The 12,561-nt window shown below is 66.0% G+C and carries 12 protein-coding genes and 2 tRNA genes; 5 read left to right on the top strand and 9 right to left on the bottom strand.

Translation table 11 applies throughout. From position 1 onward, the window contains the following. Positions 1 to 152: 152 nt before the first annotated feature. The 5 genes from ACJMK0_RS07385 (at position 153) to ACJMK0_RS07365 (ending at position 4,999) form a co-directional block, all read left to right on the top strand. Complete coding sequence (locus ACJMK0_RS07385) at positions 153 to 458, top strand: hypothetical protein (protein WP_405236951.1); 306 nt, start codon at positions 153 to 155, stop codon at positions 456 to 458. Positions 459 to 825: 367 nt separating this feature from the next. Next, positions 826 to 1,080 carry a hypothetical protein gene (locus ACJMK0_RS07380; protein ID WP_405236949.1) on the top strand — a complete coding sequence of 85 codons (255 nt, stop codon included), beginning with the start codon at positions 826 to 828 and terminating at the stop codon, positions 1,078 to 1,080. Next, positions 1,077 to 1,934: a hypothetical protein gene (locus ACJMK0_RS07375; protein WP_405236947.1), complete on the top strand. Its 858-nt coding sequence runs from the start codon at positions 1,077 to 1,079 to the stop codon at positions 1,932 to 1,934. Before ACJMK0_RS07380 ends, ACJMK0_RS07375 begins: the two co-directional genes overlap by 4 nt. Positions 1,935 to 2,727: 793 nt before the next feature. Beyond that, positions 2,728 to 3,594, top strand: coding sequence for a phage integrase N-terminal domain-containing protein (locus ACJMK0_RS07370; protein ID WP_405236946.1), 867 nt, complete (start codon positions 2,728 to 2,730; stop codon positions 3,592 to 3,594). 235 nt (positions 3,595 to 3,829) lie between these two features. Next, positions 3,830 to 4,999 (top strand): tyrosine-type recombinase/integrase, encoded by a 1,170-nt coding sequence (locus ACJMK0_RS07365; protein WP_405236944.1) that lies wholly within the window; start codon positions 3,830 to 3,832, stop codon positions 4,997 to 4,999. A gap of 14 nt (positions 5,000 to 5,013) precedes the next feature. Here ACJMK0_RS07365 and ACJMK0_RS07360 read toward each other — a convergent pair. From ACJMK0_RS07360 to ACJMK0_RS07320, 9 genes are all read right to left on the bottom strand, one after another. After that, positions 5,014 to 5,090 (bottom strand) — tRNA-Arg (locus tag ACJMK0_RS07360). 60 nt (positions 5,091 to 5,150) lie between these two features. Next, a tRNA-Ser gene (locus ACJMK0_RS07355) sits at positions 5,151 to 5,241 on the bottom strand. A gap of 107 nt (positions 5,242 to 5,348) precedes the next feature. Further along, a complete protein-coding gene (gene csrA / locus ACJMK0_RS07350) occupies positions 5,349 to 5,573 on the bottom strand; it encodes a carbon storage regulator CsrA (RefSeq protein WP_405227790.1) in 225 nt (74 codons plus the stop codon). Between the two features lie 338 nt (positions 5,574 to 5,911). After that, the gene (gene alaS, locus ACJMK0_RS07345) at positions 5,912 to 8,521 is read right to left on the bottom strand and encodes an alanine--tRNA ligase (protein WP_405236942.1); all 2,610 of its coding nucleotides are present in this window, start codon (positions 8,519 to 8,521) and stop codon (positions 5,912 to 5,914) included. Positions 8,522 to 8,585: 64 nt separating this feature from the next. Next, on the bottom strand, positions 8,586 to 9,035 hold the full coding sequence (locus ACJMK0_RS07340; RefSeq protein WP_405236940.1) for a regulatory protein RecX: 450 nt from the start codon (positions 9,033 to 9,035) through the stop codon (positions 8,586 to 8,588). A 30-nt stretch (positions 9,036 to 9,065) separates the two neighbouring features. After that, entirely contained in the window at positions 9,066 to 10,100 is a 1,035-nt protein-coding gene (gene recA / locus ACJMK0_RS07335; RefSeq protein ID WP_405236938.1) for a recombinase RecA, read from the bottom strand. Between the two features lie 116 nt (positions 10,101 to 10,216). Further along, a complete protein-coding gene (thpR, locus tag ACJMK0_RS07330; protein ID WP_405236936.1) occupies positions 10,217 to 10,786 on the bottom strand; it encodes an RNA 2',3'-cyclic phosphodiesterase in 570 nt (189 codons plus the stop codon). Positions 10,787 to 10,808: 22 nt separating this feature from the next. Next, positions 10,809 to 11,318 carry a CinA family protein gene (locus ACJMK0_RS07325; RefSeq protein WP_405236934.1) on the bottom strand — a complete coding sequence of 170 codons (510 nt, stop codon included), beginning with the start codon at positions 11,316 to 11,318 and terminating at the stop codon, positions 10,809 to 10,811. After that, entirely contained in the window at positions 11,315 to 12,424 is a 1,110-nt protein-coding gene (locus ACJMK0_RS07320) for a glycosyltransferase (protein WP_405236932.1), read from the bottom strand. The genes ACJMK0_RS07325 and ACJMK0_RS07320 overlap by 4 nt, the downstream gene beginning before the upstream one ends. Positions 12,425 to 12,561 lie beyond the last annotated feature (137 nt).

The following is a 12,561-nucleotide window of genomic DNA, read 5'->3' as shown; positions in this document are numbered from 1 at the left end:
ATGTCGCGGCATGAGCTCCCCCCCAAAAAGCTTCTCATTCGCGCGAGGTCGTATTAGAGTTAATCGACCCTGGATTGTCAAATATGGTCGACCGATAGCAGATATGGGCCATTTTCGCCCTGAACTCGAACAATAGAACATGGAGGATTGGCATGAAAAAGACCGCGTTATTCGGTTTGGCGGCGACCGTTGCCGCCGTTGCGACCATCCCATTTCAGAACTTCGCGCATGCCAGTGAGGGGGAGCTGAACCGGGCGCTCGCCGCCTTGGAGGACTGCGTCAACATACAGGTGGCCGAGGAGATAAAGGCAGAGGAGGCGTCGGTGAACGCGGTGGTCGGCCGATGTTCGCAGGAAGCGAAAGCGGTTGAGGACTTGCTGCCGGGCAATTCAGCGCAAGAACTTCAACACCTGATGAAGCACGAAATTGAAGCGATGCTCCGTTCGGCCACCTCGTAGACCGCCTATCCAATTTCTTGCGACGGCCCAGCGTGCCGAGTGTAAGTTGCCGCTGTCCGTGTAGAACGCGTTGATTGACGGTCGGGCTGGCACTCTCCGAATCCACACTGCCGGCGTGCTGCTATCTCGATTCAGGGTGACGAGGGCGCAGGCATTCGCCTCCAAGATGACGCAATCACCGCACCGCAGCAACGCTGTCGCGGGACCACGATCGGACATCACTGAAGACAGCGATATTGGTCCTCTGGAACGTCCGAGCTCTGACAAGGGAAAACCCCTGCACGCCTTGTCGGGATTGCTTCTAGTCAGCCGGGGAAAAGCCGGGTACTCATAGGTTCACGTTTCCCGGAACCTGTGAGGACAGCCCATGCACGACGACGTTATTCCCCGGCAGGATGACACCCTTGCCATACAGCTCACCGAGCGCTTCGGCCCGCTCCTGACTCAGACCCAGCTCGCCGAGCTGCTGGACCGATCGGCCGGCGGGCTGCGCTACAGCCTCTGCTGCCCCAGCGACGCCCCCACGAGGGCGCTGAAGGCCTGTGGCCGGAAGATCGGCCGCCGGGTCTACTACCCGGCCTCCGAAGTCGCCCGCATCATCACGGGTGACCAGGCGCGGTGACACGCCGCATCTTCCGGGTCCGCGATCGCCAGGGATATCTGATTGTCGAACGGGCCGCGGTCGAGGACGAGCGCCTGTCCTGGGCAGCACGCGGTTTACTGGTCTATCTCCTCGCCAAGCCGGATACCTGGCAGGTCATCGTCAACGACCTGGTGAAGCGTGGCGATCTCGGCCGGGACGGGGTCTACGGGCTCCTGCAGGAACTCAAGAGCGCAGGCTACGTGCGCTATGAGAAACACCGCGATCCGGACGGGCGCCTTCGCGGCGGAGACTACCGGATCTTCGAACGCCCACCCGGAAGCGAGCCTCCACCGCTTCCGGAATCACCGGATACGGTCCAGCCGGAACCGGTCCCACCGGATCCGGTCAGGCCCGAAGCTTTAGGTAATAGCTACCTCTATAAAGAACCCATTTTCACAAAACTACCCACTCCTACCTTTATAAAGAGTGACCAGAAGACGGATCCTGCGACGGCATCCTACGTCTTCCCGCCGGCCGTCTCCCCCCAGGAGCGGGCGTCGGCGAGCTGCATCGTCGCATCACTCGATGCCGAGGCCCGCCAGCCGGCCCTCGACGAGTGGGGCGAGGCCATCGCCAGAGGCGCCATCCGCTCGAGCCCGCTCGGTTATCTGGACGCGATCGTGAAGCGCAAACTGGGCGAGAGAAATAATTCCGACAGGGCCTGCCAGGCGTCACCGAAAGAGGTCTTGATCGCCGGGCCGATCAGACCCTCTGCCCCGTATCTGGCGACCGCGAGTGGCTGGCGTGCCGCGTCACTACCAGTGCGAAGCGCTGTTGTGACGCGGCGCCGAACCCACCGTTTTGCGCAGACTGCAGCCGGAATCCGCGAATGACGGGCGAGTGACGCAGAAATTTTCGTCACGAAGAATGAGGCGAAAATAAAAGGCGATTTTCCGTCTCTCACGAGCTTCCGGGGATGCGAGTGGGAGGCTGCAACACCACTGGCGACTGCGCATTCCGATCCCTTTCCGAACCGATAAAGACCCGTCTCAACAAATTGCTCGGTCGAGTAGTAGTAGGAGTCAGCAGACAGGATGGGACGGCACCAGACAATAATGGTCGGAAACCCTGTCGGGGGTGGCAATTGAAGCCGAGACGCGTGCTTTACAACCCAAGAATTCGAGTCTAGTTTTCCAACCATGATCCGCAGCCGCTGCGGTAAAGCGGCACCTGGCAGGGGTTAGCCTGCCTGGGGTCAGGGAGTCCCTTCGGGACTGCTTGATCCAAGCCGGGATCAGATAGCCCGGCCTTTTCAAATTCGCGGAACGCCCCTGGTTCCGCATGTTCAAGAAAATCGCTGGCGTCCCCGCCAGCTTTTCCAAATCGTCAGGACCTCTGCGTCCGGCAATTTTTGTAGCCCTGTGCCCCTGGCACAGATCTGTTTCCTATCCATTAGCCAAAAGGAGGTGAATCACCGTTCGTATCGGCCCCTCGGGGCCACTGGTAGCCGCCGGCCGAGCACTCAACAGAGCGCCACCGGCGAACCTGATCGAGGCTTCAGGCCGTAGGGACTTTATGTCCCTCTGGGACTGGTGTCCCTGGACCGACTCCGAGCACATCTCGGACCTCGTATGCTCACCGGGCTACGAGCTGGTCAGAAAAACTAACCGAACGAGATTGAGCACCATGAAGGACCTGAACTACCAGCTGAAAGCCCTCTGCCGGAACAACCGGGACGGGAGCCATGCGACACGGGAGATTCGAGAACGCCTATTGAGCCAGATGGCCAATCAGCTGCTGGAGCTCGGCTATCGTCGTCTCCAGCCACGCTCGCTCAAACCGAAACACGTCGAGGCCCTGGTCTCTCTCTGGAAAGACCAGGGCCTCAGTATCGGAACACTCAAGAACCGGCTCGCAGTCCTCCGTTGGTGGGCCGCCAAGGTGAACAGAGCCAATGTCGTAGCCCGGGACAACGGGGCCTACGGCATCGGGGAGCGCCACTACGTGGCAGAAACCTCCAAGGCCCAGGATCTGGACCCGAAGAAGCTGGCCAAGATCAAAGATCCCTATCTCAGGCTGAGCCTCCGGCTCCAGGCCGAGTTCGGCCTCCGGCGCGAGGAAGCCATCAAGTTCACCCCCGGCTATGCCATCCGCCAGGACCAGATCCGGCTGAAGGCCAGCTGGACCAAGGGCGGGAGAGAGCGCTCAGTGCCGATCACTCGGGAGTCTCAAAGACAGCTGCTCGAGGAGATCCACCAGTTCGTGGGCGGCGGCGCCCTGATCCCGCCCCACCGGAACTATGTCCAGCAGCTCCGCTGTTATGAAAGCCAAACCAAGGCGGCAGAGCTGAAAAAACTCCACGGACTCCGCCATGCCTACGCCCAGCGCCGTTATCGGGAACTCACCGGCTGGCCGGCGCCGGTGGCGGGCGGGCCAACCCGGAAGGGGCTGAGCCCTGAGCAGCGTGAAATCGACGACGAGGCCAGGGCCACCGTGACCGCCGAGCTGGGCCACAGCCGCCTTGCCATCACCAACAGCTACCTGGGCCGATGACGAGGCCGGCCACGATATCCGCCCTCCTGCCCCGCCTGGTCCGGTTCCGGGACGCCCCGGCCTACCTCGGCATGGACCGAAACCGCTTCAACACCGAAGTCCGCCCCGGCCTCACCGAGATCCCCATCGGCCGCCAGGGCATCGCCTTCGACCGCCTTGAACTGGATGCCTGGGTGGACGACTATAAGTCCCGCAACGGGCGTCGTCCGAAGGCCTCGATACCGGAGGACGACACATGTCGAAACGCAACCGCATGCCGGGGCTCCGCCAGAAGGGCGGCACCTGGCACATCGAAAAGCGCTGCCGATACGCCCCTGGAGGGTGGCTCCGCGAAAGCACGGGCACTACTTCACGCGTTGAGGCAGAGCAGGTTCTGATCCGCCGACTGGCGGAACTGGAGGAGAAAGCCAACCGACACGAGGCCGCGGTCTACACCTTCGAGGAATGTGCACTGCACTATCTCGAGGAGATTGCCCACAAGCCTTCTGCCGATACCTTCGCCATGCACCTGGACCAGTTGTTCCCCTACATCGGCGATCTCCCGGTCGCTCAGGTCCACGACGGGACGCTCCGTCCCTTCGTCGACCGGCAGCGCGAGCGGGGTCTGTCGCCGAAGTCGATCAACAACGCCCTGGGGGTGGTCTCGACCGTGCTGAACCGTGCCGCCCGCGTGTGGCGCGGCCCGGACGGCGAGCCCTGGCTGCAGCAGGCGCCGGCGCTGATCAGCCGGCTGTCCGTGAAGGGTCAGCAGGCGAGACCGTATCCGCTGTCCTGGGCCGAACAGGATCGTCTGATGAAGATCCTGCCGAGGCATATCGCCGATGCGGCGCTGTTCGCCATCAACACGGGCTGCCGGGAGCAGGAGGTCTGCGGGCTGCGCTGGGACTGGGAGGTCGACTGGCCGGACACGGAGCGATCGGTCTTCGTGCTGCCGGGATCGGCGACCAAGACCAGCACGGAGCGGGTGGTCGTCCTGAACAGCATCGCGAAACGGGTGATCGACGGCCGGCGGGGACTGCACAAGGAATACGTGTTCACGTTCCGCGGCAAGCCCTTCGGCAAGATCAACAACACCGCCTGGAAGCGGTGCTGGCGCCAGGCGGGCCTCCCGACAGAGAAAGGCATCCTGAAAGGCGTACATAACCTGCGTCATACGTTCGGCCGGCGGCTGCGGAGCGCCGGGGTCCCGCTGGAGACCCGCAAGGCACTGCTGGGCCACGCGAACGGCGACATCACGACACACTACTCGGCAGCGGAGCTCGAAGAGCTGATCGATGCCGCCGAGTCCATCGTGCGTCGCGGCAGGCGCGAGACGCCCAATCTGATGCTGATCGGCCGAAGGACCGGCGAGGCTGTCGGAAAAGTGTCGGAAAAGAAAAAAGGGCTAACCGCAAAAGTCGGCTAACCCTTTGATTTTATTGGCGCGCCCGGAGAGATTCGAACTCCCGACCGCCTGGTTCGTAGCCAGGTACTCTATCCAGCTGAGCTACGGGCGCGTGTAATCGTGTTGTTCGTGCTGCAGGTCGCGCCTGAAGGCGCTCCTACATGAAGTAATCTGGCGGAGAGAGAGGGATTCGAACCCTCGAAGGGCTATTAACCCTTACTCCCTTAGCAGGGGAGCGCTTTCGACCACTCAGCCATCTCTCCGTTCCCTGCCACCGGCCACCGCCGGCGCGAAACCGCCATTATAGCGGTCCCTCGCGAGGGCCCGAAAGTGTACTGAGTCCGGTGGGTCGGGTAAAGGGTGCGGGCAGCTACTCGCTGCCGCCGCCGTTGGTATACGCGGCGCCGTTTACCGCGCCGGAGCCATTACCTTGCTCGAGCTGGATACGCTCGAAGATCTCTTCCCGATGCACGGCCACGTCACGCGGCGCATTGATGCCGATGCGGACCTGGTTGCCTTTGACCCCGAGAACCGTGACGGTGACGTCGTCCCCGATCATCACGGTCTCCCCGACGCGGCGAGTAAGTATCAGCATCCTGTCTATCCATCCCCTGTCAGGCAGTGCGGGCAAGGCGGGCAAAACCGCAATCGACTGGCTTGCAACCTTGGATCACTTGGCCTCAGCCCTTAACGCTGTCCAACTGATGTATACCACCCACAGTATCTATTAATTTTTTCCCACAAACGGCACGGCCCGCCGGACAGATTCGAGTCCCTTGGATAACCTTATGATATGACTCGAATTAGCAGCCTACCCGTTGAGCGATCCCAACGCGGTGTCTGGTTGCGGCCCATGCATCCTCCCTCAATACCAATGGTATACCATTAACCAGAGAGGGGCCAAGCGGGAATGGGTTGCAGAAGTAGACTTGGTCAGGATATGCGTTCTGCGACCCAGTCGCGAACGCCGGCCAGGGCCGCGTCGAGCGCCGCCGGGTCATTGCCGCCGGCCTGGGCGAAGTCCGGGCGTCCGCCGCCCTTGCCGCCCACCTGCTCGGCGATGGTGCGAACGAGATCGCCGGCCTTGACCCGATCGGTCGCATCCTTCGTGACGCCCGCCGCGAGGCGCACCTTGTCGCCGTCGGCCGAGCCCACCACCACGACACCGCGGCCGAGCTTGTCCTTGAGCTGATCGACGGTGTCGCGCAGCGTGGCCGGATCGGCGCCGTCGATGCGCACGGCCAGCACCTTGAGGTCGCCCACCGTCTCCGCGCCGGCCGTGAGGTCCGTGGAACCGCCGCCGGTCGCGAGCTTGCGTTTGAGGTCCGCCACCTCTTTCTCCAGCGCCCGGTTGCGCTGGATCACCTGACCGACCTTGCTGGCCGCATCGTCCCGGCTGCCGCGCACGAGTTCGGCGATCTGCGCCAGCGCCTCCTCCTCGGCCCTGACCCAGGCCAGCGCCTTCTCGCCGGTGACCGCCTCGATGCGGCGCACGCCGGCGGCGACGCCGCCCTCGCCCGTGATCTTGAACAGCCCGATGTCGCCGGTGCGGCTCACGTGGGTGCCGCCGCAGAGTTCCATGGAGAAATCGCCGAGCCGGAGCACGCGCACCTCGTCCTCGTACTTCTCCCCGAACAGCGCGACGGCGCCGGCCGCGATGGCATCGTCGTAGGCCATCTCGCGGGTCTCCGCGGCGACGTTGCGGCGGATCTCACGGTTCACCAGGTCCTCGATGCGCTGCAGCTCTTCCGGCGTGACGGGGTCGTAGTGGGAGAAGTCGAAGCGCAGGCGGTCCGGGGCGACCAGCGAGCCTTTCTGGGTGACGTGGTCGCCCAGCACCTCGCGCAACGCAGCATGCAGCAGATGGGTGGCGGAGTGGTTCAGCCGCGTGCGGTTGCGCCGCTCGGCGTCGACTTCCGCACTGACGCTGTCGCCGATCTTCAGCGTGCCGGCCTCCAGCTTGCCGTAATGGACGTGGGCGCCGCCGCTCTTGCGAGTGTCGGTCACGCGGAATGTGACGCCGCCGGCGCTCAGCACACCGGTGTCGCCCACCTGGCCGCCACTCTCCGCATAGAACGGCGTATCGGCCAGCACGACGCCGCCCTCGTCGCCCGCGGCGAGTTCCGTGACGCTCTCGCCGCCTTTCACCAGGGCGATCACCTCGGACTCGCCGCTGTCCCGCTCGTAGCCGGAGAAGCGGCTCTCGGCGTCGAGGGCCACACCCTCGCCCTCGGCCGCGCCGAACTTGCTGGCGGCCCGGGCGCGCTCGCGCTGCCCTTCCATCGCCGCCTCGAAGCCCGGCTGGTCGATGCTCAGCCCACGCTCACGGGCGATGTCCGCGGTGAGGTCCACGGGGAAGCCGTAGGTGTCGTAGAGCCGGAAGACCACGTCGCCGGGGATGACCTCGCCGTCGAGGCCGGCGATGCTCTCCTCCAGTATCGCCATGCCCTGCTCCAGGGTCTCGGCGAAGCGCTCCTCTTCCCGTTTCAGCACCTTCTCCACGTGGGCGTGGCGACGGACCAGCTCGGGGTAGGCCTCGCCCATCCCGGCGGCCAGCGGCTGTACGAGCTTGTGGAAGAAGGGCTCGGTCACGCCCAGCTTGTAGCCGTGGCGCAGCGCCCGGCGGATGATGCGCCGGAGCACGTAGCCGCGGCCCTCGTTGCTCGGGTCCACCCGGTCGGTGATCAGGAAGGCGCAGGAGCGGATGTGGTCCGCGATGACGTTCAGTGAGCTGGAGCCGTCGTTCGGCACGCCCATGATCTTCGCGATGGCCTCGATCAGGTTGGCGAACAGATCGATCTCGTAGACGCTGTGCACACCCTGCATCACCGCCGAGATGCGCTCCAGGCCCATGCCGGTATCGACGGAGGGCGCCGGCAGCTCGGTCATGGTGCCGTCGGCGGCGCGGTCGTACTGCATGAAGACCAGGTTCCAGACCTCCACGTAGCGGTCGCCGTCCTCGTCCGGCGAACCCGGCGGCCCGCCCGCCACCTCCGGCCCGTGATCGAAGAAGATCTCGCTGCAGGGTCCGCAGGGGCCGGTGTCGCCCATGGCCCAGAAATTGTCCTTCTCTCCCAGGCGCGAGAAACGCTCGGGGTCGACGCCGATCTCGTTCAGCCAGATGTCGGCGGCCTCGTCGTCGTCCTGGTAGACGGTGACCCAGAGTTTCTCCGGCGGTATGCCCAGCTTCCCGGTGACCAGCCGCCACGCGAAGTCGATGGCCTCGCGCTTGAAGTAGTCGCCGAAGCTGAAGTTGCCGAGCATCTCGAAGAAGGTGAGATGCCGGGCCGTGTAGCCCACGTTCTCCAGGTCGTTGTGCTTGCCGCCCGCGCGCACGCAGCGCTGGGAGCTGACCGCGCGCACGTAGTCGCGCTGCTCTCTGCCCAGGAAGACGTCCTTGAACTGCACCATCCCGGCATTGGTGAACAGGAGCGTGGGGTCGTTCGCGGGCACGAGCGGAGAGCTCGGCACCACCTCGTGGCCCTCGTCGGCGAAGAACTCCAGGAACGCGGTCCGGAGTTCGCTGCTGGTCATGGATTTCATGGCGTGAGAATCTACCAGATGTTCGGCGGCAGGGTAGCGGAGATCGGGCCGGAGAGGCCCCGATTCAAGCGGTGGCGCCGCCCCGGATGGCCGCCTGGATCTGGTCGGAGTCGAAGCCCCGGTACTCGAGGAAGCGCATCTGCTTCGCCCGGCTGGGGAAGTCCGGCGGCACGGTCTTGCCGAATTTCTTCGCCCGCACCTCGGCGGCCAGCTCGTACCAGTCGATGTCCGCCTCGTCGATGCCGTCCTCGATGAGGAGCTCGTTGACGCCGCGGCGCTCGAGTTCCTGGTAGATGCGGACGGGGCCCTGACCCTTGCGGGCCCGGGCGGCGACGAAGGACTCCACGAAGCGGCTGTCGCTGAGCAGGCCTTCGTCCTCCAGGGCGTCCAGCGTCTCGTCCGCGAGATCGCCGGTGGCGCCCGCCGCCGCCAGCTTGTGCCGGAGTTCCCAGCGGCTGTGCTCCCGCCGGGCCAGGAAGTCCATGGCACGACGCCGGCAGTCAGCCGGCGTCATATCACTTTCTTCGAGTTGGCTCACCGTCGATCAGGCTTCCTTTGCCTCGGGCTCCGGTTCGCCCGGCGCCTTCTTCGCGGGCAGCAGCAGCTCGCGGATCCTGCCTTCGATCTCCGCGGCCGTATCCGGGTGCTCCTTCAGGTATTCCCGCACGTTCTCCTTGCCCTGGCCGATGCGGTCCTCGCCGTAGCTGTACCAGGAGCCGGCCTTCTCGATGATGCCATTGGCGACGCCGAGTTCAATGATCTCGCCCTCGCGGGAGATGCCCTCGCCGTAGAGGATCTCGAATTCGGCCTGTTTGAACGGCGGCGAGACCTTGTTCTTCACCACTTTCACGCGGGTCTGGTTGCCGATGACCTCGTCGCCCTTCTTGATGGCGCCGATGCGGCGGATGTCCAGCCGCACGGAGGAGTAGAACTTCAAGGCGTTGCCGCCCGTGGTGGTCTCCGGGCTGCCAAACATCACGCCGATCTTCATGCGGATCTGGTTGATGAAGATCACCATGGCGTTGGAGCGCTTGATGTTGCCCGTGAGCTTCCTGAGCGCCTGGGACATGAGCCGCGCCTGCAGGCCCACGTGGGAGTCGCCCATCTCGCCCTCGATCTCGGCCTTGGGCGTGAGCGCCGCCACGGAGTCCACCACGATGACATCCACCGCGCCGGAGCGCACCAGCATGTCGGTGATCTCGAGCGCCTGCTCGCCGGTGTCCGGCTGGGAGACCAGCAGATCATCGACGTTAACGCCGAGCTTCTCGGCGTACTGCGGGTCGAGTGCGTGCTCGGCGTCCACGAACGCCGCGGTGCCGCCGGCCTTCTGCGCCTCGGCCACCACCTGCAGCGTCAGCGTGGTCTTGCCCGATGACTCCGGGCCGTAGATCTCGACGACGCGGCCGTAGGGCAGCCCGCCGATGCCGAGCGCGACGTCCAGGCCGATGGAGCCGGTGGACACCGAGTCGATATCCCGCGCCGGTCCGCCGTCGCCCAGCCGCATCACCGAGCCCTTGCCGAACTGCTTCTCGATCTGGCCCAGCGCGGCGGCCAGCGCCTTTTTCCTGTTGTCGTCCATGGTGTACCCGCAGCCTGTTGCGATTCAGTTATGAGAACCCGCGATTATTCCACAACGGCGACCATACATCAGCCATGGGAATCCGGGCCAGTGGGACAGTTTCTCCGGGCTGCGGCTCATCTCTCCCAGATGCGGAGCGGCCGGTAGACCGAGCCACCATGGCCATTACTACTGCCGTTCTCGGAGCGCACCAGTGCCACCTGCCGGCAGGGCCAGACGACCGGCTCCTCCAGCGTCTTGCGCACGCTGCGCTCGGCCTTCCGTCCCAGCGTGACGTGGGGCTCCCAGGGCCGGGTCTCCGGGGTCCACCCCAGCGCGGCCATGGCGGCGCGCATCTCCCGCTGGTAGACGGCCAGTGCCTCCGGGAAGTCCTCCGCCACCAGGCTCAGGACCTTCGGCCGGCGCCAGTACCTGATGCGGTCGAACACGAGTTCGACATCCGGGATGTCCAGCGCGTCCACCACCATCTCGATCTGCTCGCGGGCCTGCACCGGCCAGTTGCCGACGAAGACCAGGGTGACGTGCAGGTTGTCCGCGGGCACCGGCCGGGCGCGGGCCCGTTCCACGGCGGGCCCGGCCACCGCCTCGATGCGCTCGCGCAGCTCCGTATCCGGCCAGAAGGCGACGAACAGCCGCTCGGTCTCGGTATCCTCCGGCGGGCCGTCGTGTCGCTCCGCTGCGCTCATCGGTCTCTCACGCCGGGGCCTCTCACACCGGGATCCGCGCCAGCACACCGCCCAGGGCGTGGCAGACGGTGCGGCGCCGGACCGTTTCCCGGTCGCCGTCGAAATGGACGCACTCGGCATAGGTGACGGGCGTGGCTCCACCGACCGCCCAGGCGAACCACACCGTGCCCACCGGCTTGTCCGGCGTGCCGCCATCCGGCCCCGCGATACCGCTGACCGCCACCGCAATGTCGGCAATGTCGGCGCCGCTCGCCGCCAGCGCCCCGACCGCCATCTCGCGCACGGTCTCCTCGCTGACGGCGCCGTACCCGTCCAGCGTCTCGGCCCGCACGCCCAGCAGGGAGAGTTTGGCCTCGTTGCTGTAGGTGACCAGCCCCGCGCCGAACCAGGAGGAACTGCCGGCCACGTCGGTGAGCGCCTTGGCGATCCAGCCGCCGGTGCACGACTCCGCCGTGGTCACCCGGCGCCCGGCGGCCAGCAAGGCCTCGCCCGTGCGCCGGGCCAGTGCGGCGATGTCCTCGAATTCCGTCATGAATCTTCCGCGTTCGTGTCGGCGCCGCCGAGCACATCCCGGTACAGCGCCAGGTGGCGCGCGGCCATGCGTTCGGGGGTGAATTCGCTTCTCACCCGGGCACGGCCCGCCTCGCCCAGACTGCGTGCGAGCGCGGGATCGGTCAATACCCGCAGCATGGCCCGGCCGAGCGCCTCGGAATCCCCCGGCGGCACCAGCAGGCCAGTGCGCCCCGGCTCAACGGCCTGGCAGACGCCGCCGGCGGCGAAACCGACCACCGGCACGGCGGCAGCGGCCGCCTGCAGCAGCGCCACGCCGAGTCCCTCCGCCAGTGCGGGATGCACCACCAGGTCGAGCGCGGGGAGTATGCGCGCCATGTCATCGCGGAAACCGGCGATCAGCACCCGGTCGGCGAGACCGAGGCGCCGGATCTCCGCGGCCAGAGGCTTCTCCAGCGGCCCCCGGCCGAAGAAGATCACGCGGAGTCCGGGGCATTCCTCCAGCACGGCGGGCATGGCCTCGAGCAGGTATCGGTGGCCCTTGCGCTCGATCAGCTGGGCGACCACGCCGGCCACCGGGACGCCGGCCGGCAGCCCGAATTCGGCGCCCAGCCATTCCCGTTCCGGCGGACCGGCAAACGGCTCGGGATCCACGCAGTCCGGGATCACCGTGATACGCCGGCGGTCGATGCCGGCGTCCGTCAGCACCCGCTCGATGGCGTTGGAGATGGCGACGATGCGGATGTACGGCCGATAGCGCACGGCGGCCAGCCAGCGCGGTTCCGGGTTGTCCACCCGCCGGGAGACCACCGCGCGGATGCCGCTGCGCCGGGCCGCCAGGCCGCCGAGCAGGTCGGCACCGCGGCGGCTGTGGGCGTGCAGGATGTCGGGACGCTCCTCCTCCAGCACCCGGCGCATGCGCGGCAGGAAGCCGAGATCGTGGTCGCCGCGCATGGTCACCTCGCGCACCCGGTGCCCCGCGGCCCGGGCGGCCTCGCCCACCTCGCTGCCGATGGCGCTGACCAGCAGGTGTTCGGACTCGTCGTCGGCGAGCGCATCCAGCAGATAGAGCACTTGCTGGGCGCCGCCATACAGGTTGAGTCCCGTCTCCAGGTGCAGAATCTTCATGGATGGTCCGCGGATCCGCGGCTACGAGAACCGGCCAGTGGCATGGTCACGTAATGTACCCGCCGCCGCAACGCACAGGAACCCACGGTGTCACAGATGGCATCACGGATGGCCTGGCAAACCGCCGCATCCGCCGG

The sequence above is a fragment of the Lentisalinibacter orientalis genome (assembly GCF_040706535.1).
Lineage (GTDB): Bacteria > Pseudomonadota > Gammaproteobacteria > Steroidobacterales > Woeseiaceae > Lentisalinibacter > Lentisalinibacter orientalis.
The sequence above is the reverse complement of the archived record's forward strand: the minus strand, read 5'-3'. Positions and strand labels throughout refer to the sequence as shown.

What these genes read in the sequence shown, in the direction of transcription:
- ACJMK0_RS07365 (WP_405236944.1), top strand. Translation starts at nt 3,830, where the DNA reads ATGTCGAAACGCAACCGCATGCCGGGGCTCCGCCAGAAGGGCGGCACC.
- ACJMK0_RS07320 (WP_405236932.1), bottom strand. Translation starts at nt 12,424, where the DNA reads ATGAAGATTCTGCACCTGGAGACGGGACTCAACCTGTATGGCGGCGCC.
- ACJMK0_RS07385 (WP_405236951.1), top strand. Translation starts at nt 153, where the DNA reads ATGAAAAAGACCGCGTTATTCGGTTTGGCGGCGACCGTTGCCGCCGTT.
- alaS (WP_405236942.1), bottom strand. Translation starts at nt 8,521, where the DNA reads ATGAAATCCATGACCAGCAGCGAACTCCGGACCGCGTTCCTGGAGTTC.
- recA (WP_405236938.1), bottom strand. Translation starts at nt 10,100, where the DNA reads ATGGACGACAACAGGAAAAAGGCGCTGGCCGCCGCGCTGGGCCAGATC.
- ACJMK0_RS07325 (WP_405236934.1), bottom strand. Translation starts at nt 11,318, where the DNA reads ATGACGGAATTCGAGGACATCGCCGCACTGGCCCGGCGCACGGGCGAG.
- csrA (WP_405227790.1), bottom strand. Translation starts at nt 5,573, where the DNA reads ATGCTGATACTTACTCGCCGCGTCGGGGAGACCGTGATGATCGGGGAC.
- ACJMK0_RS07340 (WP_405236940.1), bottom strand. Translation starts at nt 9,035, where the DNA reads ATGACGCCGGCTGACTGCCGGCGTCGTGCCATGGACTTCCTGGCCCGG.
- ACJMK0_RS07370 (WP_405236946.1), top strand. Translation starts at nt 2,728, where the DNA reads ATGAAGGACCTGAACTACCAGCTGAAAGCCCTCTGCCGGAACAACCGG.
- ACJMK0_RS07380 (WP_405236949.1), top strand. Translation starts at nt 826, where the DNA reads ATGCACGACGACGTTATTCCCCGGCAGGATGACACCCTTGCCATACAG.
- thpR (WP_405236936.1), bottom strand. Translation starts at nt 10,786, where the DNA reads ATGAGCGCAGCGGAGCGACACGACGGCCCGCCGGAGGATACCGAGACC.